This window comes from Candidatus Eisenbacteria bacterium, assembly GCA_016867715.1.
Taxonomy (GTDB): domain Bacteria; phylum Orphanbacterota; class Orphanbacteria; order Orphanbacterales; family Orphanbacteraceae; genus VGIW01.
The window spans coordinates 25,082-50,381 of sequence record VGIW01000001.1; the positions used below are offsets into that span (position 1 = coordinate 25,082).

The 25,300-nt window shown below is 66.7% G+C and carries 20 protein-coding genes; 19 read left to right on the forward strand and 1 reads right to left on the reverse strand.

Features of this window, described 5'->3' with window-relative positions; genetic code table 11:
• Positions 1–505: 505 nt before the first annotated feature.
• The 7 genes from FJY73_00120 to FJY73_00150 are packed head-to-tail and all read left to right on the forward strand — an operon-like array spanning position 506 to position 7,248.
• A complete protein-coding gene (locus tag FJY73_00120) occupies positions 506–952 on the forward strand; it encodes an NADH-quinone oxidoreductase subunit H (protein MBM3319066.1) in 447 nt (148 codons plus the stop codon).
• A gap of 7 nt (positions 953–959) precedes the next feature.
• Positions 960–1,433 (forward strand): NADH-quinone oxidoreductase subunit I, encoded by a 474-nt coding sequence (locus tag FJY73_00125; protein ID MBM3319067.1) that lies wholly within the window; start codon positions 960–962, stop codon positions 1,431–1,433.
• A gap of 6 nt (positions 1,434–1,439) precedes the next feature.
• Positions 1,440–1,937 carry an NADH-quinone oxidoreductase subunit J gene (locus FJY73_00130; GenBank protein MBM3319068.1) on the forward strand — a complete coding sequence of 166 codons (498 nt, stop codon included), beginning with the start codon at positions 1,440–1,442 and terminating at the stop codon, positions 1,935–1,937.
• The gene (gene nuoK, locus FJY73_00135; protein MBM3319069.1) at positions 1,937–2,239 is read left to right on the forward strand and encodes an NADH-quinone oxidoreductase subunit NuoK; all 303 of its coding nucleotides are present in this window, start codon (positions 1,937–1,939) and stop codon (positions 2,237–2,239) included. The genes FJY73_00130 and nuoK overlap by 1 nt, the downstream gene beginning before the upstream one ends.
• Positions 2,240–2,251: 12 nt before the next feature.
• Positions 2,252–4,213 (forward strand): NADH-quinone oxidoreductase subunit L, encoded by a 1,962-nt coding sequence (gene nuoL / locus FJY73_00140; protein MBM3319070.1) that lies wholly within the window; start codon positions 2,252–2,254, stop codon positions 4,211–4,213.
• Between the two features lie 9 nt (positions 4,214–4,222).
• Positions 4,223–5,773, forward strand: coding sequence for an NADH-quinone oxidoreductase subunit M (locus FJY73_00145; GenBank protein MBM3319071.1), 1,551 nt, complete (start codon positions 4,223–4,225; stop codon positions 5,771–5,773).
• Entirely contained in the window at positions 5,770–7,248 is a 1,479-nt protein-coding gene (locus FJY73_00150) for an NADH-quinone oxidoreductase subunit N (protein ID MBM3319072.1), read from the forward strand. The genes FJY73_00145 and FJY73_00150 overlap by 4 nt, the downstream gene beginning before the upstream one ends.
• 224 nt (positions 7,249–7,472) lie before the next feature.
• Here FJY73_00150 and FJY73_00155 read toward each other — a convergent pair whose 3' ends face one another.
• Entirely contained in the window at positions 7,473–9,176 is a 1,704-nt protein-coding gene (locus FJY73_00155) for a hypothetical protein (protein ID MBM3319073.1), read from the reverse strand.
• A gap of 87 nt (positions 9,177–9,263) precedes the next feature.
• Here FJY73_00155 and FJY73_00160 point away from each other — a divergent pair, with 87 nt between their 5' ends.
• From FJY73_00160 to FJY73_00215, 12 genes are all read left to right on the forward strand, one after another.
• On the forward strand, positions 9,264–9,938 hold the full coding sequence (locus tag FJY73_00160; protein ID MBM3319074.1) for a PHP domain-containing protein: 675 nt from the start codon (positions 9,264–9,266) through the stop codon (positions 9,936–9,938).
• Between the two features lie 3 nt (positions 9,939–9,941).
• Positions 9,942–10,781: a hypothetical protein gene (locus FJY73_00165; protein ID MBM3319075.1), complete on the forward strand. Its 840-nt coding sequence runs from the start codon at positions 9,942–9,944 to the stop codon at positions 10,779–10,781.
• Complete coding sequence (locus tag FJY73_00170) at positions 10,778–11,785, forward strand: GNAT family N-acetyltransferase (protein MBM3319076.1); 1,008 nt, start codon at positions 10,778–10,780, stop codon at positions 11,783–11,785. Before FJY73_00165 ends, FJY73_00170 begins: the two co-directional genes overlap by 4 nt.
• A gap of 230 nt (positions 11,786–12,015) precedes the next feature.
• A complete protein-coding gene (locus tag FJY73_00175) occupies positions 12,016–12,798 on the forward strand; it encodes a hypothetical protein (protein ID MBM3319077.1) in 783 nt (260 codons plus the stop codon).
• Between the two features lie 23 nt (positions 12,799–12,821).
• A complete protein-coding gene (locus FJY73_00180) occupies positions 12,822–13,799 on the forward strand; it encodes an acetyl-CoA carboxylase carboxyltransferase subunit alpha (protein MBM3319078.1) in 978 nt (325 codons plus the stop codon).
• A 169-nt stretch (positions 13,800–13,968) separates the two neighbouring features.
• On the forward strand, positions 13,969–14,349 hold the full coding sequence (locus tag FJY73_00185) for a hypothetical protein (GenBank protein MBM3319079.1): 381 nt from the start codon (positions 13,969–13,971) through the stop codon (positions 14,347–14,349).
• The gene (gene porU, locus FJY73_00190) at positions 14,346–18,446 is read left to right on the forward strand and encodes a type IX secretion system sortase PorU (GenBank protein ID MBM3319080.1); all 4,101 of its coding nucleotides are present in this window, start codon (positions 14,346–14,348) and stop codon (positions 18,444–18,446) included. The genes FJY73_00185 and porU overlap by 4 nt, the downstream gene beginning before the upstream one ends.
• Positions 18,447–18,539: 93 nt before the next feature.
• On the forward strand, positions 18,540–19,517 hold the full coding sequence (locus tag FJY73_00195; protein ID MBM3319081.1) for a PorV/PorQ family protein: 978 nt from the start codon (positions 18,540–18,542) through the stop codon (positions 19,515–19,517).
• A gap of 24 nt (positions 19,518–19,541) precedes the next feature.
• Entirely contained in the window at positions 19,542–22,703 is a 3,162-nt protein-coding gene (locus FJY73_00200; protein ID MBM3319082.1) for an immune inhibitor A, read from the forward strand.
• A gap of 23 nt (positions 22,704–22,726) precedes the next feature.
• Positions 22,727–23,566 carry a hypothetical protein gene (locus tag FJY73_00205; protein MBM3319083.1) on the forward strand — a complete coding sequence of 280 codons (840 nt, stop codon included), beginning with the start codon at positions 22,727–22,729 and terminating at the stop codon, positions 23,564–23,566.
• Complete coding sequence (locus tag FJY73_00210) at positions 23,563–24,342, forward strand: hypothetical protein (GenBank protein MBM3319084.1); 780 nt, start codon at positions 23,563–23,565, stop codon at positions 24,340–24,342. The genes FJY73_00205 and FJY73_00210 overlap by 4 nt, the downstream gene beginning before the upstream one ends.
• Positions 24,343–24,365: 23 nt before the next feature.
• The gene (locus FJY73_00215) at positions 24,366–25,277 is read left to right on the forward strand and encodes an NHL repeat-containing protein (protein ID MBM3319085.1); all 912 of its coding nucleotides are present in this window, start codon (positions 24,366–24,368) and stop codon (positions 25,275–25,277) included.
• Positions 25,278–25,300: the final 23 nt, after the last annotated feature.

Genomic DNA, 25,300 nt, shown 5'->3' on the forward strand with positions numbered 1-25,300 from the left:
CGTCGGCGGGCGGCTCATCGAGATGCGGGCCGTTACGCTGAATGTCGGGATCCTCTTCGTGCTCGCAATCACGTCGTTTCACGTATACGCGATCGTTCTCGGCGGATGGGGGGCGAACAACACCTACACGCTGCTCGGCGGGATGCGCTCGGCCGCGCAGATGGTGAGCTACGAGCTCGCGATGGGGCTCTCGCTCATCGGCGTTCTCATGATCTCGCAGACTCTCGACCTCGGCGAGATCGCCCGCCAACAGGGAGGGCTTCTCTTCGGTTTCCTCCCGAGGTGGAACGTCTTCCTGCAGCCGCTCGGGTTTCTTCTCTTCTTGATCGCGCTCTTCGCGGAAACGAACCGGAACCCGTTCGACCTTCCGGAAGGGGAGTCCGAGATCATCGGCTTCCATGTCGAGTACTCGAGCATGCGTTTCGCCTTCTACTTCATGGGCGAGTACGTGGCGATGGTGGCGGGGAGCGCGGTCGTCGCGACGCTCTACTTCGGCGGCTGGCAGGTGCCGTGGCTCGGGACGGAAACGCTCCGGGCGAACGCGCTCCTCACGGCGCGCGCGCTCCTTGTGCTCGTCGCTCTCTTCGCCGTGCTCGCGGCCGTTCTCTTCCGCTCGTACGGCCGCCGGCTCAGCGCTCTCTACCGCGATCGCCGGAGCCGCGAGGCGAAGGTGCTCGGCGCCGCGTCGATCTTCGTCGCGGCCCTCGCTCTCCTGGCGCTCGCGTTTCTTTCGGGGATCCGGCCGCTCGGCGCGCAGATCCTCGTCGCGGCGGTCCAGTTTCTGTTCCTCGTCGCGAAGATTCTCGCGTTCGGTTTCTTGTTCATTTGGGTTCGATGGACTCTTCCCCGATTCCGCTACGACCAATTGATGGGACTCGGCTGGAAGAGCCTCGTCCCGCTCGGACTCTTGAACATCGCGGTGACCGGGCTCGTGTTGCTCGGCATCGATTGAGGGGCTCATGCCGGGGATCCGCACCGTCGGCCGTCCGATGAACATCAAGGAGAAGTGGTATCTCTTCGAGATCGCGAAGGGGATGGCGGTGTCGATCCGCCACCTCGTCTCCAACATCCTCCACCAGGAACGGATGCCGACCCTTCAGTACCCGGAAGAGAAGCGGGTGCTGCCGGAGCGTTTCCGCGGGAGGCACCGCCTGACGAAGAGAGACGACGGAACGCCGAAGTGCGTCGCCTGCTATTGCTGCCAGACCGCGTGCCCCGCCGACTGCATCAGCATCGAGGCGGGGGAGAGAGGGGACGCGGCGGAGAAGGTCGCCGTGCGGTTTGACATCAACATCCTCCGTTGCGTATTCTGCGGTCTCTGCGTGGAGGCGTGCCCGGTCGACGCGATCCGGATGGACACGGGGAAATACGAGCTTACTTCCGATTCGCGGAAGAAGCTGATCTACGATATCGATACGCTCTTGAACGACTAGGGAGCCATGCAGACGATCGCCTTTTGGGTTTTCTCGTTCCTCGCCGTCGCCGGAGCGGTGTTGACCGTGACGCGCAAGAACCCGCTCTCGTCGGCGTTCTCCCTCGTCGTTTCGCTCGTCGCGGTGGCGGGTCTCTTCGCCACGCTCTCGGCCCATTTCCTCTTCGCCGTCCAGCTCCTCGTCTACGCGGGGGCGGTGATGGTGCTCGTGATCTACGTGATCATGATTCTGAACCTGCGGGAGAGAGACATGCGGGTTCTCGGGCTCTCGCGGCCGCGCGCGGTGCTCGCCTCGCTCGCCTCTCTCGCGGTGCTTCTCGTTCTGGCGCGCGTTCTCGCGACGCGGGGCCGAATCTCGTTCCCCGCGGACGCGGAGGGGCTCGGATCGCTCGATGGGATGGCCACGGCCCTCTTCACGCGCTATCTCCTCCCGTTCGAGGTCGTTTCGGTTCTCCTTCTCGCGGCGATGGTGGGCGCGGTCGTGCTCGCGATGAGGAAGTTCTGATGGCGCCGGAAACCCACTACCTGATGGTGAGCCTCGTCCTCTTCCTCGTCGGGTGCGTCGGCGTGCTCGCGCGGAGGAACCTTCTCGTTGTCCTTATGGGGATCGAGCTGATGCTGAACGCGGCGAACCTGGCGTTCGCGGCGTTTTCCCGCTCGAGGCTCCTCGTCGACGGGGAGATCGTTGTGTTTTTCGTGATCGCGGTAGCCGCGGCCGAGGCGGCCGTCGGTCTTGCGATCGTCGTGGCCCTCTACCGGAAGAAGGAGACGGTGAACCTCGACCGGTTCAACGTACTTCATCAATAAAGGGTGTGAGGCGTGGAAGGCGCGCTTCTCTGGATCTTGATTTTCCCGCTGATCGGGTTCGCGGTGAACGGGCTCGCCGCCGCCGCTGCCGCGCGCCTCCGCCGGGAGCTCCCGCTCCGCTTCACCGCCTTCGTCGCGTGCGCGGGGCCGACCCTCTCTTTCCTTCTCGCCCTCGATCTCTTCCGGAGGTTCCTCGGCGAGGAGCCGGAGCACCGGCTTCTCGTTCAAGAGGTCTTCCGTTGGATCGGGAGCGGAGACCTCTCCGTGCATCTTCGCCTCCTCGCGGATCCGCTCTCCCTCGCGATGGTCCTCGTGGTGGCCGGCGTGGGGGGCGTCATCCATTTCTATTCGGCCGGTTACATGGCGCACGACAAAGGACACGCGCGCTACTTCGCCTTCTTGAACCTGTTCCTCTTCTTCATGCTTCTTCTCGTGCTCGGCGATTCGCTCCTCACGCTCTTCGTCGGGTGGGAAGGGGTCGGTCTCTGCTCGTATCTCCTCATTGGTTTCTGGTTCGAGGACACGGAGAAGGCGCGCGCGGGGAAGAAGGCGTTCATCGTGAACCGGATCGGGGATTTCGGGTTCCTTCTCGGGATGCTCCTTCTCGCCTCCTCGCTCGCGCGCTTGGGCGGGGGCGCGACCCTCGCGATCGGAGAGATCGCCGCGCGCGTGCACGAGCTTCCGCGAGGCGTGATCGAGGGCGCCGCCCTTCTCCTCTTCATCGGGGCGACCGGCAAGTCGGCGCAGATCCCGCTCTACATCTGGCTCCCCGACGCGATGGCCGGTCCGACTCCGGTCTCGGCTCTCATCCACGCGGCCACGATGGTGACGGCGGGCGTCTACATGATCGCGCGGATGTCGTTCCTCTACGAGCTCGCGCCCGCCGCCTCCGCGGTCGTTCTCCTCGTCGGAGCGGCGACCGCGCTCTTCGCGGCGACGATCGCCGTCACGCAGACCGACATCAAGAAGGTGCTCGCCTACTCGACGGTGAGCCAGCTCGGATACATGATGATCGGCGTGGGGGCAGGCGCGTTCGCGGCTGGGATCTTCCACGTCTTCACGCACGCGTTCTTCAAGGCGTGTCTCTTCCTCGGGGCGGGATCGGTGATCCACGCGGTGAGCGGGGAGCAGGACATTCGGAAGATGGGCGGTCTCTTCCGAAAGATGCCGCGGACCGGATGGACGTTCCTCATCGCGACGGCGGCGATCGCGGGCTTCCCGCCTCTCTCCGGTTTCTTCTCGAAGGACGAGATCCTCTTCCGCGCGTTTTCCGGAACGAGCGCCGCGCTCTCTTGGGCGCCGAAAGCGGCGTGGGTTCTCGGGACCCTCGCCGCGGTGCTTACCGCCTTCTACATGTTCCGCCTCTTCTTCCTCGTCTTCGCGGGAGGAGAAGGAGAGAAGACGCGCGGGGCGCACGAGTCGCCTCCTCTCTTCACCGTGCCGCTCGTGATCCTCGCGGCGGGGGCCGCCCTCGCCGGGTTCCTCGGCGTGCCGGCCGCGCTCGGCGGCGGAAACCGGTTCGAGCACTGGCTCGCGCCGGTTTTCGAGAGCGCGCATCACGGGAAGGGCTACGCGTCCGCGCACGCGTCCCACGGGACCGAGCTCGTCCTCATGGCGCTCGCGGTTGCGATCGCGGTCTTCGGGACCTCGGCGGCTCACGCCTTCTACGTGCGGAACCAAGAACTTCCTGCGCGCCTCGCCGGGCGGTTCCCGGCCGTCTATCGGACGGTCCGCGACAAGTTCTACGTGGACGAAATCTACTACGTGCTCGTCGTTCATCCGATTCATGTCGTGTCGCGGAGGGTTCTCTTCCGAATCGTTGACGTGCGAATCGTGGACGGCCTCGTGAACCTCGCGGGGCATCTCGCGCGCGGATTCAGCTACATGCTCCGCTTCGCCCAATCGGGACACGCGCAGACCTACGCGTTCGTGCTTCTCGCGGCGCTCGCGGTGCTTCTCTGGAAGGTGTTGTAAGGGGAGACGATGGGAGGCATCTTGACGGCGCTGATCTTCCTCCCGCTCGCGGGGATGCTCCTTCTCGCGTTCGTGCCCGGCTCGAACACGCGCGCGGTGCGCCTCGTCACGCTTCTCGTCACCGTGCTTCTCTTCCTTGTCTCCCTTCCGCTCGCGTGGGAGTTCGAGGGGACCGGCGGGATGGAGTTCGAGGAGAGAGCCCCCTGGGTTCCCGCGTTCGGGATCTCCTATCACGTCGGGATCGACGGGATCTCTCTCTTTCTTCTCCTTCTCACGACGTTCCTCGCCCCGCTCGTCTATCTCTCGGCGTGGAACGCGATCACGAGCCGCGTGAAGGAGTTCGCGCTCTTCTATCTTCTTCTTCACACCGGAATGATCGGGGCGTTCGTCGCGCTCGACCTCTTCCTCTTCTACGTGTTCTGGGAGCTGATGCTCGTCCCGATGGCGTTTCTCATCGGCGTGTGGGGAGGGGAGAGGAGGATCTACGCGGCCGTCAAGTTCGTCCTCTACACGGTGGTTGGGTCGCTTCTCATGCTCGCGGCGCTTCTCGTTCTCGCGCGCCACGCGGCGGAGGCGAGCGGGCATCTTTCATTCGATTGGGCGGACCTCGTGGGAACGCCGGTGCCGCGGACGCTCCAGATGCTCCTCTTCGGCGCGTTCGCGCTCTCGTTCGCGATCAAGGTGCCCCTCTTCCCGTTCCACACGTGGCTTCCGGACGCGCACGTGGAGGCTCCGACGGCGGGGAGCGCGATCCTCGCCGGGATCCTCCTCAAGATGGGGACGTACGGCTTCCTCCGCTACGCGATGCCTCTCTTCCCCGAGGCGGCTCAGGCGGCGGCGCCTCTCCTCGCTTTTCTCGCGCTCGTCGGGATCGTCTATGGAGCGCTCGTCGCGATGGTGCAAGACGACGTGAAGAAGCTCGTCGCGTATTCATCGGTAAGCCATCTCGGGTTCGTCGTTCTCGGGCTCTTCGCGTTCAACACGAGCGGGATTCAAGGGGCGATCTACGTGATGCTCGCGCACGGGCTCTCCACCTCCGCGCTCTTCCTTCTCGTGGGCGTGATCTATGAGAGGCGGCACACGCGGCTCATCTCCGAATACGGCGGGCTCGCGAGGCCGATGCCTCTCTTCGCGGCGGTCTTTCTCGTCACGACGCTCGCCTCGATCGGTCTCCCCGCTCTATGCGGTTTCGTCGGCGAGTTTCTCGTGCTCTTCGGGACCTTCCGCGTTCATCCGGGCCAGGCGGCGATCGCCGCGACCGGCGTTGTGCTCGGCGCGGTCTACATGCTCTGGATGGTCCGCCGCGTCTTCTTCGGCCCGATCACCTCGGACGCGAACCGAAACCTTCGCGATCTTTCCATTCGCGAGCTCGTGGTGATCGTGCCCCTTCTGGCGGGAATGGTGGCGCTCGGCGTGCACCCGGCGCCGCTTCTCGATCGAATGGAGGGGGCGGTGGAGCGCCATATCGAGATGATGCGAGGGGAGGCGCGGGCGGAGGCCGAAACGCCCGAGGTTCGGCTCGTCGCCGAGGCGATCGATTCGGCGGAGGAGACGCCATGAGCCCGCCTCTCTTCGGCCCCGACATCCTTCGCGCGCTCCTTCCGTTCATCGTGATCGCCGTGGGCGCGACGCTCACCACGCTCCTCGGCGCATGGAGAACGCGTCTCGGACTCGCCGCGGCTGTCGCGGTCCTCGCGGTCGCGGTCCTCGCGCTCCGAGGCGCGCCCGACTCGGTCCGGGCATGGGAGGGGGCCCTCGTCCTCGACCGGTTCGCGCTCGTCTTCATGGTCCTTCTCCTCGGCGCCGCGTTCTTCACCCTCTTCCTCTCCGAGCCGGTTCTCCGGCGGGAAGGGCGCGTGCGCGCCGAGTACTACGGGCTCCTCCTCTTCTCGCTCTCCGGAATGTTCCTTCTTGTCTCAACGACCAATCTCCTTATGATCTTCCTCGCGCTCGAGCTCCTCTCGATCCCGCTCTATGTTCTTTGCGGCTACGCGCGGGAGGATGACCGCTCGATCGAGGCGGCGATGAAGTACTTCGTGCTCGGCTCGTTCTCGTCCGCGATCTTCCTCTTCGGAGCGGCGCTCCTCTTCGGGGCGACGGGGACGATCGACCTCGCCGCGATGCACGGCGGAGATCGGCTTCTCGGCGCCTCCGGCGTCCTTCTCCTTCTCGTCGGTTTCTTCTTCAAGGCGGCGGCGGTTCCGTTCCACATGTGGGCGCCGGATGTGTACGACGGGGCCCCGACCCCGATCGCCTCGTTCATGGCCACCGCCGTGAAGATCGCGACCTTCGGCCTCCTTCTTCGGGTCCTCTCGTTCGCGTTCGCCGCGGAAGCCCATCCCGCAGCCGCGTTTCTCGGGCGCGAGGCGGCCGAACCCGCCCTCCGATGGATCGCGATCCTCACGATGACGGTGGGGAACCTCTCCGCGCTCACGCAGAACAACGTGAAGCGGATGCTCGCCTATTCGTCGATCGCCCACGCCGGGTATCTTCTCCTCGGGCTGATCCCCGGGAGCGGAGCGGTGGACTGCGCGGGGGTGATGTACTATCTCCTCGCGTATCTCTTCATGACGAGCGGCGCGTTCGCGGTCGTCGCCGCTCTCTCCGCGCGCGAGGGAGGGCGCGAGGTCCTCACCCTGGACCGCTACGCGGGGGTCGGATACCGGAGGCCGTTCCTCGGCCTCGCGATGACGGTCTTTCTCGTTTCCCTCGCCGGGATCCCGCCGACCGCCGGCTTCTTCGGCAAGTACCTTCTCTTCCGCGGGGCGATCGAGAGGGGGCTCACGGGGCTCGTCGTCATCGCGGTCCTGAACAGCGCGCTTTCGCTTTACTATTACCTTCGCGTCGTCGTCTATTTCTACATGAAGGAAACGGACCGCCCGGCGGCGGTCGACGGCGCGCTCGGGCTGCGCCTTGCGATGATCGCCGCTCTCGCCGGGGTTCTCTGGATCGGCTTCATGCCGGATCTCTTCGGCCTTCCCGGGATTCCCTCGCTCCTCGGGTGGGTGCAGGCGTCCGCTTCCTCGCTCCCCTGACCGCCGCCGCGGGTCGCGGCTTGCTTCCCGTCAATCGGCGCATCAAGATCGATCCCAAGCGGATGAGGTTGGGGAGCGGCAAGCCCACCGCGACCGAGGAGTCGACCTGGGGGAACATCAAGTCGATGTTCCGGTAGGGTTCTTTCGTCTGCCGACAGCGAGACGGGCGCCTTCGGGCGCTCGTCTTCTCTTCGAGGATGTACCTGGTACACGTGTGCGACCCGTCAGCGGCGCTTTCTTCGGATCGCTTCGGCGAAGGCATCGGCCGGGAGCGTGTTGAGGACCGCGCACGGCCCGATCCAACCCTTGCGGGCGATGTGGACCGCGAGATCGAGGTCCCCCATCTCGTCCGGCGCGTGCGCGTCCGATCCGATCCAGATCGGCACTCCTCGCTCGCGGAGCTTGGGGAGCTCGCGCCAATCGACGTCGAGGCGCTCCTCGTGCGCGTTCAGCTCGACGGCGGTCCCCGTCTCCGCCGCGGCGTCCCAGACGGCGTCCGCGTCGAACGCGTACGGCTCGCGTGTGAGAAGAAGCCGCCCGGAAGGGTGACCGAGGACCGTCGTGAAGCGGTTTCGCACCGCGGCGACGAGCCGCGCGGTCTGCTCCTCGCGCGAGAGACCGAAGCGCGAGTGGACCGAGGAGACGACGAAGTCGAGCGCTTCGAGGATCTCGTCCGGATAATCGAGCGCGCCGTTCGCGAGGATGTCCGACTCGACGCCGTGGAAGATGCGGAAGGGGGCCGTCTCCGCCGCGACGGATCGCGCCTCTTCTCCTTGCGCGAGGAGGCGCTCGATCGAGAGCCCTCCCGCGTAGCCCGCGCTCCGGCTGTGATCCGCGATCGCGAGGTACTCGAACCCGAGCGCGATCGCCTTCTCCGCCATCTCTCGGATCGACGCCGTTCCGTCGCTCCACGCGGAGTGGACGTGAACGGCTCCCCGGATCTCCTCGCGGACGAGAAGACCGGGAAGCGGTCCACGAAGAGCGGCCTCGATCTCGCCGCTCCCCTCGCGGATTTCGGGGGGAAGGAGAGGGAGGCCGAGCGCGGCGTAGAGCGCGGCCTCGTCGCGCGCCGGAAGGAGGCGCCCCTCTTCCAGAAGCCCGTCCTCGCCGAGCGTGAGGGAGCGCTCCTCCGCGAGCCGCTCGAGCGCGGCGCGGTGCGCGGGCGATGCGACGGCGAGCGCGAGAGCCGCCCCAAAGGACGAGGGAGGAACGACCCGGACGCGAACCGGAAGCCCCGATGCGCTTGAAAAGCGAAGGGTCGTCCCCTCAATCATCGAGCCTGGAAAGCGAGAGGCCGCCGCCGCGAGGAACTCTGAGGGAGAGGGATGCGACGCGACCAAGGAGAGGTCGCCGACGATCTCGCGCCACCGGGCGAGATCCCCCGCGATCGCCGCTTCCGCCGCGCCGAGGGCGAGGAGCGCGCCGAGAACCTCCTCCGCATCCCGGCGGCCGGCGCGGTGAAGACGAAGGCCCCGCGACTCCGTCCAGAGGCGAAGCGCCCGCCCGAGGTCCTCGAGAAGCTTCGGACCGAAACCTTTCACTCCGGAAAGGCGTCCCTCGGCGAGCGCGCTTTGGAGATCCTCCGGAGACTCGATCCCGATCGATTCGCGGAGCGCGCGGATCCGTCCCGGCCCGAGCCCCGGAATGCGCGCGAGCTCGACGACCCCCTTCGGGATCTCCTTCCGGAGCTCGTCCAGCATAGGGATCGTGCCGGTCGCGAGGAAGTAGCCGATCTTGTCGGCGAGACCCTTGCCGATGCCGCCGATCTCCGTCAGCCGTCCCTCGCGCGCGAGGCCGACGAGATCCCCCGCCCGCTCGATCGCGTCCGCCGCCTTCTCATAGGCGCGCGCGTGGAAGGGGGAATCTCCCTTGAGCTCGAGGAGCGCCGCGATCTCTCGAAACGCCCGCGCGACCTCTTCGTTCGACATCGTTCGTTCCTCTTCTCGAGAAAAACCTCCTCCGGCCGATCGGGTTCAGTATACACTCCGCCTCGAACGGCGGGAAAGGAAGGGACGATGATCGATGATCGCGCGGAAGTTCCTCGCCCGGTGCGCGTGGAGATCCACGTGCACACGGAAATCTCGGGCGACGCCTCGAACACGTTCGAGGATCTGGAGGCGGCGGCTTCCGAGAAGGGGATCGATGTCTTCGCGATCACCGACCACGACACGATCGAGGGGGCGCTCCGTCTTCGCGACCGCGGGAAGGTGCGGGTGATCGTCGGCGAGGAGATCACGACCGCGCTCGGGGACGTGATCGGCCTCTTCCTCGCGGAGGCGGTGCCCCCCGGCCTCTCGCCCGAGGAGACGATGGACGCGGTGCACGCGCAGGGCGGGCTCGTCTACGTTCCGCATCCTTTCGACCGCAAGCGAAAGAGTCGGCTCTTCGCCGAAGCGATCGAGCGCTGCGCGCCGCGCATCGATCTCTTCGAGGTTCGGAATGGGCGGACGCCCTACGACGACGACAACGAGCGCGCCGCCCGTTTCGCGGCGGAGAGAGGTCTCCTCGCAGCATGCGGATCGGACGCCCACGCCCCCTTCGAGCTGGGGCGCATCTTCCACGAGGTTCCTCCGTTCGACTCCCCGCCCGATTTCCTCCGGGCGATCCGCGCGGGGCGGCCGGTCGTTCCCGCCGTTCCCCTGCGGGGCGGTCGGGGAGGCCTCTTCGGGTTTCTTCGGGGAACGGGATAGGCCGTGGCCGCGATCGAGATCGTTCGAGCGACCCGAGCGGAGGAGATCGAGGAGTGGAGCGCCGCCCTCGAGGCGGGGGGCGCAGGACTCCTCTTCTCGCGCGTGGTTTGGGCCGAGACGCTCGCCGCGGCGCTCGGCGCGTCCTGGTCGCTTCACCTCTGCCGGATCGGCGGGGAGATCGCGGGCGGGGCGCTCCTCCTCACGGAAGGCGCCTCGGGGAGAGAGCGCGTGCGGAGGTCGGCTCCGTACCCTCTCTTCTCGCTCCACGTGCTTCATCGGGAAGGGGTCTCCCCGACGCGGAGGATCCCGCAGGGGGTGGAGGTCCTCTCCTCCTTGGCGCGGGAGCTCGCGTCGGTCTACGGAAGGCCCTCGTGCGATGCGTCCCCGTCGCTCGTCGATCTTCGCGCGCTCTCGTGGGCGGGATGGAGGGTGGAGCCGCGCGTCGGGTTTTGCCTCCCCCTTTCGCGAGAGGGCGACGAATCCCCGCCTCTTGTCGAGGCGTTCTCGGGAGAACCGAACGATCCGGTCGCACGCATCGCCCTCGAGAGGAAGATGGGGGCCGCGTACGCCGCGCGAGTGAGATCCGGCCCCGCGGCGACGCTTCTCGTTCTGCGAGGCGAGAGGCGGCTGTATGCGCTCGTCGGACGCGGGGCCGCGCGCGCGCTCCCGGCTTCGCGGAGGGTCGCGGTCGCGCGCTCTCTCTCGTCCCTTCCGGAAGCGAAGGGGAAGGAGGAGATCCTCTTCTTCGGCGACGGGTGGGAGGAATGGTTTGCGTGTGAAGCGATCGAACCCCTTCGAATCGTGCCGGCGGCCCGCGTCTTCGGGCCTGGGAGATCGCGATGAGCGCGGAGCCGGAAAGAGCCCGCCCGCTCGCGCCGGGTGAGGAGCCTCTCTGGGACGCCCTCGTCGAGGAGGCGGGGTCGACTCCCTTCTTCGCTTCGCGCGAATGGGTGGACCGGATCGCCCGCGCCTACGGGGGGAGTGTCCGCCTCGTCGGGTTGTTTCGAGGAGACGAGCTCGCGGCGGGGGTCGCCCTTCCCGTGAGGCGCCGCGCGGGGATCCCGATCGCGACCGCCCCCTACCTGCTCCCCTACCTTCCGCTCGTCGCGCGGGAGGAACGGCCGGAGGCGATCCGCCCCTTGCTCCGCTTCCTGGCGCGGACCTACCCGCTCCTTTCCCTTCTTCTTCCGCCCGGGTCCGACGACCTCCGGGCGTTCCGCCAGGAAGCGTGGGAGACGGCGTTCCGCTACACGCTTCGGATCGATCTTCGGGACGCGACCGCGGAGAGCCTTCTCGATCGAATGGAGAAATCGCAGCGCCGGCGGGCGCGGCGCGCGGAAGAAGAGGGAGCGGTCGTTCGCTCCTCCTCGAACGCGGATGAGCACTGCCGGCTCGTGCTCGCGAGCTATCAACGCCAAGGGAAGCGCTTCCCGATTTCCGAGGAGGAGGAGAGGGGGCTGATCCGTTGGGTTCTCGAGTCGGGTCGCGGGCGAGTATTCGAACTTCACCGCGACGGGCGCACGGCCGCCACCTTTCTGATCGGCCTCGATGGGAAGCGCGCCTACTCGCTGGAAAGCGGCGTCGATTGGGAAATCGGGCGAGGCGGTGAGTCGGCGCATCTTCTCGTTCGCGCGCTCGCCGAACTTGCGGCGGAAGGAACCCCCGAGTTCGACTTTCTCGGCGTCAACCATCCGAGCATTTCACGATTCAAGGAGTCGTTCGGGGGGACGCTCGCCCGCTACCATGCCGCCGCTCCGCCCCGCCCGCTCTGGGTCCGGCTTCTCCTCCGGCTTCGGGGCGCGCCGGCGGGTCTCGAGATCGAGGGGGAAGGGGCGGCGGGGCGGTGAGATCCCCCGCGCCGGCGTTGACACCCCTCCCTTCGTCTGCTACATTCCGCCCGCCGGAACGCCGGGGAGACGTCCCCGATCCCCGGCGTTCCCCGGCCGGGGACCGGTCGCGCCGCGATCCGTCTCCGCGCAAGCCCTGAGGACGTGCGCGCATGCACCCCGGTTCGCGATCGATGGACAGGGGGAGGCGCGGATCGTTCGGGCGGGGAAACCCGATGGGAGGAAGCGACATGCGCCGCCCTCGCCGGATCGAGCTCGTCGTGCTCGTCTCCCTTCTGGCGGCGATCTCGTCCCGCGCGGAAATGACCGAGGAAGACCCGACCGATCTCGTCGACGGCCCGACGGCGTCGCTTCTCCCGCACGGCGCGTACGATACTTCTCTTCGCCTGTACGCCGGGGGCGGCGTCCTCTTCCGCTGGCGAGTCGGGATTCGCGACGCGGTGCATCTCGGCGCTTCCTTCGGCGGAACGAACATCGTCGGGAGCGGCGACCCCGACTGGAACCCGCGCGTCGAGTTCCTCTTCCGCGCGCTTCTTCTTCGCCAAACCTACTACGGTCCGGCGCTCGCGGTCGGCTTCGACTCGCAAGGCTACGGCGCGTACAGCGGGGCCTGGAGCCGTTACCGGTTCAAGTCGCGCGGCTTCTACGCCGTGGCGAGCAAGCACTTCCTCTTTCTCGGGGACCTCGGCTTTCACGGGGGGGCGAACTACAGTCTCGAACGGGGAGACGGCCAGAAGAACCTGAACGCGTTCTTCGGAATCGAGAAGTCGCTCCACCCGAGGGTCGATCTTCTCGTCGAGTACGACCTTGCCGCGAACGACAGCAAGGACGACGGGGTCTTCGGCGAAGGGAAGGGATACTTGAACGCCGCGCTCGTCTGGCGGATTTCAAGCAGCGTGTGTCTGGAGGCCGATTTCCGGAACCTCCTCGAGAATGGATCGGGTGAATCCGGAAACGAAGCGGCCGCGGAGTGGAGCCGCGAGCTCCAGATCATTCATCGGCAGTATTTTTAAGTCCAAAGAGAGGCGGGGCCGCGATGCCGGAAGTCGCCCTCGATTTCGAGAAACCGATCATCGAGCTGGAGAAGCGGATCGCCGAGCTCCGGCAGATCGCCGAGCAGGAAGGCCTCGAGGCGGGGAACGAGCTCCGCGAGCTCGAGAAGAAGGCGGATCACCTCCGCAAGGAGGTCTTTTCGCGGCTCACCCGCTGGCAGCGCGTCCAGCTCGCGCGCCATCCGCTCCGTCCGTACACGCTCGACTACATCGACCGGATCATGGAGGAGTTCATCGAGCTTCACGGGGACCGTCTCTTCGGCGACGACGGGGCGGTCGTCGGCGGTCTCGCGACTTTCGAGGGGAGGAAGATCGTCCTCATTGGCCAGCAGAAGGGGCGGGAGACCAAGGAGAAGCTCGCGCGGAACTTCGGGATGATGCATCCGGAAGGGTACCGAAAGGCGCTCCGCCTGATGCGTCTCGCGGAGAAGTTTCGCCTGCCGGTCGTCACCTTCATCGACACGCCCGGCGCGTATCCCGGCATCCAGGCCGAGGAGCGGGGCCAGGCGACCGCGATCGCCGAGAACATCCTCGCGATGACGAGGATTCGCACACCGATGATCGGCGTCATCATCGGCGAGGGGGGGAGCGGCGGCGCGCTCGCGATCGCCGTCACCGACCGCGTGCTCATGATGGAGAACGCGATCTACTCGGTGATCTCTCCGGAGGGATGCGCGGCGATCCTCTGGGCGGATCGGGCGATGGCCGAGCAGGCGGCCGAGTCGCTTCGCATCACCGCGCCCGACCTTCAGGAGCTCGCCATCATCGACGCCGTGATCCCCGAACCTCTCGGGGGAGCACATCGGGATCCCGGGTCGGCCGCCGAGTCGGTGCGAGCCGCTCTCCGCGCGGCGCTTGACGAGCTCGCGGGAGTCCCCGTCGAGCGTCTCCTTGAGGAGCGTGCCGCCAAGTACCTGCGCATGGGTGTCTTTCACGATCCGGGGGGCGTCTCCGGCGGGTGACAGGTGTTCTTCGAAGGGGACACTCGTCCGGAACCGAGGTTGAGCCGCCAGCGTAACCAGTTGCAGGAAAAAGAGCTAGGTACGTCCGTCCTCGGACGAGGACGGAACGATTCTTGCTCGCTCGTGAGCAGAACGGCTCTTGGCCGTCCGCGAGGGGGTGGATGAACGGATGACCACGATCACCCACGCGGCGGCGGGGGCGGCTTTGGGGTCGCTCGGGCTGGGTTCTCCCGCGTCGTTCCTTGCCGGAATGGCGTCGCACCTGCCGCTCGACCTCGTTCCCCATTGGGACCTCAAGAGGACATGGATCGATACCGTTCTCACCGTCGGCGCCCTCGGGGCGCTCTGGATCGCGACCGGGGCCTCCCCGCTCTTCTGGGGGGCGGCGGGAGCGGCGCTTCCGGACTTGGAGCATTTGCTCCCCCTCCGGAGGAAGTACTTTCCCGGGCACGGGGCGCGGCACGGAAGGGCGCTCGGGCGGGCGCACGCGCTCCCGCAAGCGCTCCTCTTCGCGGTCTTCGCCGCCACGGCCCTGCGCGGACTTCCATGAGCCCGCGCTTCGCTCGCGGTCTTCTCGCCGGAGCTCTTCTTCTCGCCGCGTGGGCGCCCGCTTTCTCCGCGGCGCCCGCACTCCTCGCCGACGGTCCGGAGGGGATCTCGTTCCGATTCGTTCTCCCCGAGCTTGCCGAGGAGCGTGTCGACGGGGATCGGGTTCTTCTTCGGGCCGAGGGTCTCTCGATCCTGACCGAGGTGGGAGCCCCCGCGGTTCCCGTCCAAGAGGTTCTCGTCGCGGTTCCGCCGGGCGCGTCCGCCGTGGTCGAGGTCGAGAACGCCGAAATCGAGCGGAGGACCGATCTCCGCATCGCTCCCTTCCCTCGCATGGACCGCGAGGAGAACGCCCACTTCGAGGTCGGAGAGGAGTACGCGGGAAGGCTCTTCCCCGAGGCGTGGGCCGAGGTCTCGCCGCCGGCGCGTCTTAGGGATCAACGGGTCGTGCCGGTCCGGGTGCATCCGGTCCGCCACGACTTCATCTCCGGGACGACCGAGATCCTAAGGACCGCGATCGTTCATGTCCGTATCATCGGCGCCGCGAAGAGGTTGGGAGAGGCGCCCCCCGAGGACGCCTTCGAGCCGGTCTACCGGAAGGCGCTGGCGAACTACGAGTCGGGGCGCGCCTGGCGCGAGAGGGGAGCCCCGCCGCGCAAGACAGAAACCGGCGACTCCTTCGCCTCGAGCGCGAACTGGTACAAGATCACCGTTTCCGAGAGAGGCCTCCATCGGATCACGACCGACGATCTCGTCGCCGCCGGCCTCTTGAACCCGCGCGTCTCCATCGGCGATCCGCGCACGATCCGGATCTACGCGGGGAACGGGCTCCCTCTACCCGAGTCGGAGACAGTCCCCCGTCCCGAGTGGATGAAGCAGCTCGCGATCCGGGTCGCCGGCGAAGAGGACGGATCCTTCGACGCGACGGATCGGATCGAGTTCCACGCGCTCGCGGCGAGCGGATGGAGAGGAGAGTACGATCCGGACGCGCCGGAGTACTACGATCACGTCGAGCATCCGTACTCATGGACGACCGCATACTGGCTCACGTGGGGCGGGACGTTCGGGGAGGCCCCGAAGAGGATGGGCGCGCTCGCGGCCGGCCCGGACGCGGCCCCCGGCGCGATCACTCTCTCCACGTTCCCCGAGCGGATCCACGCCGAGGAGAACACGATCAAGGATCTCACGCGGATCGGCGAGGACGGTTGGTTCTGGGACAAGTTCAGCCCGACGGAAAACAACAAGAGCTTCAACGCCCTGACGACTCCCGCCTTGACGACTCCCGACGCCGACACGAGCCGTGACGGAAACGTCCGGATCCGGTTCTTCCACTACGTGGACGCGCTCGGAAACTGCGGGACCGAAAGGGCGCGGATCAACGTGAACGGCGTCCCCTCCGCGCTTCAGGAATGGAACAGCTGCCGGACGGAGGACGGGGCGATCCAGCCCTTCGACTACGACTCGACCGCGCACTGGGTGAAGGATGGGTTCAATCAGATCCAAATCACGGTCGCCTTCCGCCAGAAGGTGTACCTCTGCTGGATTGAGATGGGCTACGAACGCTTCTTCCGCGCGCGGCGGGGAGAGCTCCGGTTCCGGCTGGTGGAGCCCGGTTCCTACCGGATCCCGATCGAGGGCCTTTCGGCCGGCGCGGCCCGCGTGTTCCGAACGGATGATCCTTTTGACGTTAAAGAACTAACCGGTCTCTCCGCGGCCGGCAACAGCCTGCTCCTTCACGCGGAGGTGTCGGCGCCGGCCTCGTTTCACGCGGTCGCCGACACCGCGTGGAAGAAGCCGGTTTCGCTCGAGAAGTACGTTCCGCTCAACCTTCGCGAGGGAAGGGACCCGGCTGAATACCTCGTGATCGCCTATGACCCCTACATCAGCGCCGTCTCCGAGCTCGTGGCGCACCGCTCGAACGAATACTCGGCGCTCGTCGTCCCCTATTCTGCGGTCGTCAACGAGTTCTCCTGGGGGGTTCGCGACGCGGTGGCGGTCCGCGACTTCCTTTCGCATGGATATCACGAGTGGGCGCCGGAGAAGAGGCCGGTGTTCGTTCTTCTCGTCGGGGACGCGACCTCGGATCAGAAAGGCTACATCTCCTCGACCCTCACGACGCTCCTCCCGACTTTCTTCCGGATCGATCGGGGGGGAAGCGACACGAACACCTACGCCACCGATGACTTCTTCTCTTACCTCGACCCTGCAGAGGGCGCGGCGGACCGCATGCCGGATGTCGCGATCGGGCGCCTTCCGGCCAACTCGATCGAAGAGGTGCGAACGATCGTCGAGAAGACCGTTCTCTACGAGACCGACCCGGAATTCGGCCCGTGGCGCAACCGTCTTCTCTTCCTCGCGGACGACGAGGTCAAGAAGGACAAGTTCGATTGCGGGTTCCTCCTGACGCACACTCAGGATATGGAATCGGTCGCGAACTCGGCGCCGGAGCCCTTCGACAAGGTCAAGGTGTACATGGTCGAGTACCCGCTGACGTCCGCGGGTCTGAAGCCGCTCGCGAAGAACGCGTACATCGGCTGGATTCGTGATGGGTTCCTCCTTTCCAGCTACCTCGGCCACGGAGGCGTCGACAAGATGGCGGACGAGGAGCTTCTCGTTCTCGCCGATGTCTCGCCGACCATTCTGACCAACGGGAAGAGACTGCACGTCTTCTGCGCGTTCTCCTGCTCGATCGGAAGCTGGGATCTTCTCGATCGGAACTCGATCGCGGAGGCGCTGCTCAAGATGATCGGCGGGGGGGCGCTCGCCTCCTTCTCCTCGGACGCCCCCGCCTTCGCCGGTGTGAGCCTCGCCCTCAACGTCGAGTTCATGAAGAACCTCCTTCCCGGCGACCACGAGGTGATTCCTCTCGGGCTCGCCGCGCAGGCGGCGAAATCGGTCTCGGGAACGAACCTCAGCCGGAAGATCAACGACGAGAAGTACACGATTCTCGGCGACCCCGCGCTCCGGCTCGGCGTGCCGGAGCTCGGCGTCCGATTTCAAGGGGGAGGCGAGGCCTCCTTCACCCGCGGGCGAGTGGACACGCTTTTCGGAGAGGTGGTCGACGCAGCCGGAGCCCTCGTCTCCTCTTTCGACGGAACGGCGGACGTCGCGATTCGGGGGATGGCCGACACGCTCGGGTACAGCTTCCTCGACACCGCCTGCCTCGGCCAGCCGAACAACCCGAGGCCGGGGAAGGCCCGCTACAGCATGGAGGGCCCGACTTTCTTCCGCGGGACGGCGGACGTGCGGGGCGGGCGTTTCAAGATCCCGTTCTTCGCTCCGCGCGACACGAGGGTCGGCAATCTCGGCCGGGCGAGCGCTTACGTGCTCGACTCCGGGGAGTCGCGCGACGGCTCGGGAGGGAACGACAGCGTGCGGGTTGTGGCGGAACCGCCCGGAACGGTCTGGAGCGATACCCTCGGGCCGCAGATCTCGTTCACCGTGAACGGATTCCCGGTGCGGGACGGGACGTCGTTCACGAAGAACTCGGTCTTCCGCCTCGACCTCGAGGACGAGAGCGGCATCAACCTGCAGAGGAACGACAACTTCTACACGATGCACATCGTCTTCGACCGCGGACGGCCGATCGATCTCACGCCTCTCTTCGAGTATGAGAAGAGCAGTTTCCGGAAGGGCGGGCTCTCCTTCCGGCTCTCCGATTTCTCGGACGTTTTCGTCCTCGAGGGGCCGCACGAGCTGGCCCTCCGTGCATCGGATAACCTAAACAATCGAACCGAAAAGGAATACAACATCATCGTCGTGGACGCCGGCGCCGAGCTTGCTTTCCGCGCGCCGGTGCTGAACTACCCGAACCCGTTCGATCCGGACCGGCACGGGACGACCCAGATCGCCGTCGATCTGACGAGAAGCGCCCGTGTCACGATCCAGATCCTCACGCACACCGGAAAGAGGATCCGTGAGATCGAGTCCGCGACGGCGGAGACGGGCCTTTCCGTCCGGTTCGACTGGGACGGAAGGGACGGCGACGGGGACCTCGTCGCCAACGGGGTCTACCTGGTTCGGGCCGTCGCGGAAGCGGAGGACGGCTCCGCGAGGACGGAATCGATCGGCAAGATCGCGGTCCTGAAAGGCGTTCGCTGAGCCGTTCGGGGTAGGGGGCGTCTTGCCGATCCTTGATGCAACCGGTGTTTTCGAGTATCGTTCGCAAATGAAACTTGAGAGGAGTGTCCTACGATGAACGCTGGAGTCCGGAGCTTGTCGATCGTCCTGATTCTCTTGGTTTGGGGAGCGGGGAGCGCGCTCGCCGTCTCCGACGGAGCGCCCCAATCGATCGCCCCCCTCATGACGCCGAACGCCCGCGCGGCCGGTCTCGGGCAGTCGTTCGTCTCGATCGCGGATGACGCGACCGCGTCCTTCTGGAACGCCGGGGGGCTCGCCTGGCAGACGAAGCCGGATGTCGTTCTCTACTACTCGAAGCTCGCCGAGGGGCTCGCCGACGACATCTCCTACAACTACCTCGCCTACTCGCGGCCGATGTGGGGCGGGGGCCTCGGGTTCGGGGTCATCTTCCTCAACCTCGGGGAGTCGGACATCATCGACGAACAGGGGAACATCCTCGGGAACTTCAACTCGTTCGACTTCATCCCGATGGTCGCGTATGGAGCATCGCTCACCGAGAACCTCGCCTACGGGGCGTCGTTCAAGTTCATCTACTCGCGGCTCTCGCCGCAGATCAAGGAGCTCGGCATCGACGACGGGACCGGGATCTCCTTCGGCGGGGACCTCTCGCTTCTCTACCGGATTCCGGGGATCCGCCTGCAGGCGGGAATGATGCTCCAGAACCTCGGGCTCGACATCGTGTACAACGATCAGAATCAGCCGGAGGAGCTCCCGCGCAACCTGAAGGCGGGCGTCAGCTGGAGGCCGATCGAGAGCCAGCTGAACAAGTTCCTCGTCACGACCGAGCTGACGAAGAACCTTGTCTACATGGAAGGGGAGACGATTCTGATGGGGGGGATCGAGTACACGTATTACGACATGGCCTCCGGACGGGTCGGCTACATCTATGACCGCGAGGGGCATATCGAGGACATGACCTTCGGCGTCGGGCTGAAGGTGAAGTCGATCGGTCTCCGTTTCGATTGGGCTTCGGTGCCGCAGGCGGAGGACCTTCCGCGCGTGAACCGGTTCGCCATCGGGTTCACCTATTAGCCCGGGGGAGGGGAGAAGAACCGCGTGATCGTTCGGCGCGCCGTGCGGGGTCTCCTTTTCTTTCTGCTCCCCTCGATTCTCTTCGCCGCCGGCGCGGATGCCGGCGTCCTCCGCGTCGAACGGGCGCGCGAGAGGACCGCGCCGGAAGCGGCGCGCGCGCCGAGACTCCGGCACTTCCCGGACGTGATCGGAGAAGGGCCTCTCCGGCCGCTTCTCCCCGGTTCCGGGCGTACCTATGCCGATCTCCTCAAGTCCCCCGAGGCGGCCCCGTCAACGACGATCCGCGTCGCGGTCTTTCGGATCGAGTTTGAGAACGACTCGGCCGGCGAGGCGACGACCGGAGACGGGCGCTTTATTCTCGAGGACGACGGCAGCTGGTTCATCGACGCGCCGCCGCACGATTCGCTCTACTTTCACACGCACCTCACGGTGCTCCGGCGGTACTACGAGGCGCAGTCGTACGGCAATCTCCGCATCGAGTGGGAGATCTTCCCGAAGAGCCTCGCCGCGGGAGAGTACCGTCTTCACGACACCGCCGACTATCTTCCGGCGGGGAGCCCGGACTCGTGGACGATCGACGACCGGGTCGACGGCCTCATCCGGCTTTGCAAGGACGCGCTCGCCCTCGTCGACACGGTCGATCCGGGCGTCGTCTTCTCCGCGTACGACGGCTACATGATCATTCACGCCGGACCGGATCTCCAGACCGACATCAACGGGGACTCGCCGGGGGACACCCCGAGCTTCTTCCTCTCGTTCGGCGACGAGGACTCGGTGGTCGTCGATCGGGATTCTCCCGACTCGGTTCTCGTGCGCGGCGTCACGATGATCCCCGAGTACAACAGCCAGGACGGCTTCTCCTTCGGCCTGAACGGCGTGATCGCCCACGAGTTCGGGCATCAGCTCGGGCTCCCGGACCTTTACAATACCGAGCGGAGCTGGCCCGCGATCGGCGTGTGGGGCCTCATGGACAGCGGCGGCATGATCGCGATCGACGCGGGGGGCGTCTACCTCGGGAGCGTGATCCCCGCGTCTCTTTGCGCCTGGTCGAAGCTCTATCTCGGATGGGCGACGCCCGAGATCGTGACGACCTCGCGCGATCTCCGGATCGCGTGCGCGACCCTCGCGGATCCTCCCGAGGGCGCCCCGCGCTATGCGCTCATCCCGCTGAACGACCGGGAGTACTTCCTGATCGAGAACCGGTGCGGGCTCGCCCCGCTCGGCGAGTACGCGGCGAAGCTCGACACGCTGAACCAGGTAGTCCTCGGCCCCGTGACGAACGACAGTCTCGAGTTGTTCACCGGCGACTACGACTACGCGCTCCCCGGCTGGGGTCTCCTCATTTGGCACATCAACAATCGGAAGCTGACCGAAGAGGCGATCCTCTACACGAACGACGTGAACAACGACTACAACAACCGCGCGGTCGAGCTCGAGGAGGCGGACGGAATCAAGGACCTCGGAAACCCCTACTCGGCCTACTGGGACGGGAGCCCGTACGACCCGTTCTTCGAGGGCAACGCGACGGTCTTCGGGCCCGGAACGGCGCCGAACTCCAACCTCACGGACGGCGGGAGATCGCGGGTCACCGTGCGGGGAATCGGAGCGTGGGGCGCGGTGATGGAGCTCGCGGTCGACGTCGATCGGAACCTCGCCGGTTGGCCGATCCCGCTTCTCATCGACTCGTCCGCCGCGGCTCCGGAGGGGATCGCTCTCGCGCGGTCGGATGGGGCGGTTCATGTCGCCGCGTTCTGGACGGCCGGCGACTCGATGGAGGCGCGAAGCGGCGTGACCGTGGCCGCCGCGGAGGAGACGCTCCGCATCGCCCGCGCGGAGCTTCCGGGCCCTCTCGCGGGGAACGCCCTCGTCGGCGATCTCGTGGAGGAGATCCCGGGCGAGGAGCTCTACGCGATCGCGGGGGGGCGCGTTCTGCGGATCGACCTCTCGGAGGGGTCTCTCGTTCGCGATCTCGGCGAGGCCCCGAGCGGAGAGGTGAGCGGAGGTCCTCTTCTTCTCGACATCGATGGGGACGGCGTCTCGGAGATTGTCGTCGCCGCTGGGGAGAGCCTCTTTGTCTACGCCGTCTTCTCGGACTCGATCGCTCGTCTCCGCAGCGATCCGCTTCCCGGGCTCCCCTCTTCGAACCTAGCCGCGTCTTCGGACGGGGGCGGGGGGCCTCGCGTGTATTTTCTGTCTCAAGGTTCTTTGTACGGGCTCGCGTACGGCGAGAAGACGAGAGCGGGAAGCGTGCGAGCGAGAGGCGCGTTCGGCGCCTCGGAGGGCTCCGTCCTTCTCGCGGATCTCGACCGGGACGGCGCGCGCGAGATCGTGGTCGTCACGAACTCCGGCGCCGCCTACGCCGTGTCGGAGGAAGGAAGGGACCTTCCCGGGTGGCCGGTCTTCCTCGGCAAGGAGCCGACCGGAACGCCCTTCGCGTGCGATCGGGACGAGGATGGCTTCCCCGAGATCGCGATCCCCGTCGGCCCCGACCTCGTGCTCCTCGAGAAGAACGGGATTCGGCAGATGGACACTCCACTTCGCATCCCGCCGTATCTTCAGAAGGAGCGCATCCTCGCGGGGAACGGCGTGGCCGCGCTTCGGGAGGGGGGCCGCCCGCTCCCGCCGATCGCGGCGGACGACGGAGGGCGCTTGTGGATGTGGGAGGGGAGGGAGAGGGTCTCTCCCGGCTGGCCCTTCTCGACCGGGACGGCGAACCTCGCCGTTCGCGGCGGGCCCGCCCCGGGTGGATCGGGGGCGGCTCTCTACGCGCTCTCGCGCGACGGGTTTCTTTATGGGTATCCTTTCGAAGGAGCGGAGGCGAACCGCTTTCTCTGGTGGGGACCGGGGGGGAGCCCGGGTGCGAGCTATGCGCTCGCCGATTCGCTTCTCGCGCCGCCGGCTCCGCCCGGCGCGCCTCCGGGACGGATCGTACGCGCGTTCTGTTACCCGAACCCGGTTCGCGGGGACCGGGCACTCTTCCGCTACGAGCTTACCGCCGAAGCGAACGTGACGATCGCCGTGCACGATTCGTCGGGGAAGCGCGTGGCGCGGATCGAACGGGCTCCCGGCGCGCCGGGGGAGAACGAGGTCGCTCTCGACGCGGGGGCGCTCTCGAGCGGCGTGTACACGGTTCGGATCGACTCGGGCGCGGAACACGAGTTCGTTAGGATGGCGATCATTCGATAGAGGTGATCAGGAAGGGAGTTCCGGTGAGGCGACTACTTTGGTTGTGGATCGCGTGCGGATGGCTCGCGGCTCCCGTGGCGGGGGCCCCCGGAATCGAGCGGACGCTTCGGTCGGAGATCCGCCGGCTCCCCGCTCCCGCGCGCGAGGAGCGGGCGGGCGGAGGGCGCGACTCGACCCCGTCGCCGCGCAAGGCGTTTCTCTTCTCGCTCCTCGTCCCCGGGCTCGGGCAGGTCTATTCGTCCGGATGGGATCCGGTCTCATGGACCTCCGCGCGCGGCCTCGCGTACGGCGTCTTTGAGGCGGTCGCGTGGATCGAGCAGCAGGGGAATCACGGGCGCGGAATGGACATGCAGACCAAGTACCGCGCGTTCGCGGACGCGAACTGGCACTGGAGCTTGAACGCGTGCACGGTCCTCTATAACGGAGAAGGAGCGATCGACGACGATCCGTTCGCGCCTGGATATGCGGGCCCGGACGGCGTGGACATCTTCATCGACACGGCGGCGGATTCCCTCGAGTTCTACGAAGACATCCACAAGCTTCAGAAGTGGATCTGCGGGTGGGACGACTACGCGGACGAGCGATACTTCCAGACCTCCTCGGATGAGACGAACCGCATCTGGTCCACCCCGATGCAGCTGGAATACCGCGCGATGCGACAGAGGCAGAACAAGCTCATGAGCAACGCGGACCATTGGCTCTGGGCGATCGTCGCGAACCATGTGGTTTCGGCGTTCGACGCCTACTTCGTCGCGAAGGGGCGCGCGCGGGGCGACGATCTTTCCGCCTTGCCCGCCGTCCGCTTCGGGGGGACAATGACGGGAGACGGCGCGTCGGTCGCCGTCGCGTGGAGTTTCCGATGACGGCGCGTCTTCTGCCGATTCTTCTCGCGCTTCTTCTCTTGGTTCCGGACGCGCGGGCGTCCGATCTCGATTCCCATTTTCGCCGTGCGTCGCGCGCGGAAGCAGACGCGCGCTTCGAGTCCTCCGCGACGGAGAGCGGGGCCGGAACCTCTCTCTCCCCCTCGCGACGCAAGGCGTTCCTTCTCTCGGCTCTTCTCCCCGGCCTCGGCCAGCGGGCGAACGGCTCGGAGATTCGGAGCCGGGCGTTCTTCGGTTTGGAGGCGATGATCTGGACGAGCTTCCTCGTCTTCAAGATCCAAGAACACAACCGGACGAGCGACTTCGAGGAGTACGCGCGGGCGTACGCGGGCATTTCAGAGGGGGAGAGGGAGACCGAGTATTATCGGATCCTCACGATCTTCAACAGCGTCGAGGAGTACAACGAAGCGGTCCGCATCGAGGCGCGCGCTCTCTATCCGGTCTCGAGGTACTCGCAAGACACGCGCGACGCGTACTACGCGGAGCACGCGTACGGCTCCGATCGTTCCTTCCGGTGGAGGACGAACCAAGATCGTCTCGAGTATCGGCTCATTCGGAACGACGCGCTGAACTCGGGGCGGCGCGCGAACTACATGCTGGTCGCGGCGGTCGTGAACCGCGCGGTCAGCGCCGTGGAGGCGGCGCGGGCGGCCGGGGCGGGAGGCAAGCTCGCGGAAGCCGTCACGCATCTTCGCGCGTCCGCCTCCGGCGAGGGGGAGCCGGCCCTTCTCCGTCTGGGCGTCGGGGCGCGCTTCTGAACGCCGCGGAAGAGGAGCCCCTCTTGTCCGATCGTCTCCTTCTCCCGTTCGTCCTTCTTCTCCATCTCGTCTTCCCTGCGCGCGCGGATATCGTCCCCGTGCGCGCGCTCTCGGGATCTGCGGACGACGCGGCCCTCTTCTCTCCGCGAGGAATCTCGATCGGCTACGGAGGGCTTCTCTACGTCGCCGACGGCGGGAGCGACCGGATCGTCGTCTTCGATACGGCGGGCGCGGTCGCTTCGACCGTCGGCTTCTCCGGATCGGCCGGCGGCCGCTTTCTCGAGCCGACGGACGTGGCGGCCGCGGAGGGGCTGCATCTCTACGTCCTCGACGCGGGGAACGAACGGGTGCAGCTCTTCGATCGATACGGGCAGTTCCTCGATGTGCTGCTCGATCGCGAGGCGGGGACGATCGGGACGCCCCTCGGGCTCGAGGCGGATTCCTTTGGGCGGCTCTACGTGACCGACGCGGAGGCGGACCGGGTGCGGGTCTTTCGATCCTTCACGGGTCAAGAAGAGTTCTCGTTCGGCGGGTTCGGGACCGAGCCGGGTCGCTTCCGAGGGCCCGCCGACGCGTCGGTCGATCGCTCGCGCCGAATCTACGTCGCCGATCGAGGGAACAATCGTGTGCAGGTCTTCGATCCGCTCGGCGGTTTTCTCCGCTCGATCGGAGAAGGGGAAGGATCCGCGCGGCTCTCCGGTCCGACGGGGGTCGCGGTCGACCGGAAGGGGAGGGTCTTCGTCGCCGATGGGGGGAACGCGCGGGTGGTCGTCTTCGACGAGGCGGGGGGCTTCGCAGGCGAGATCCGGGAGGGAGTCGGCGGAAAGCCGCTCGTCTCTCCTCGCGGCGTGGCGGTCGACGACGCGGGTCTCCTCTACGTCTCCGACCCCGCCGGGGGGCTCGTTCATCTCTTCCGATACGGGGCCGCCCCGTGAGGGGGGGCGGGTCTCCCGCGCCG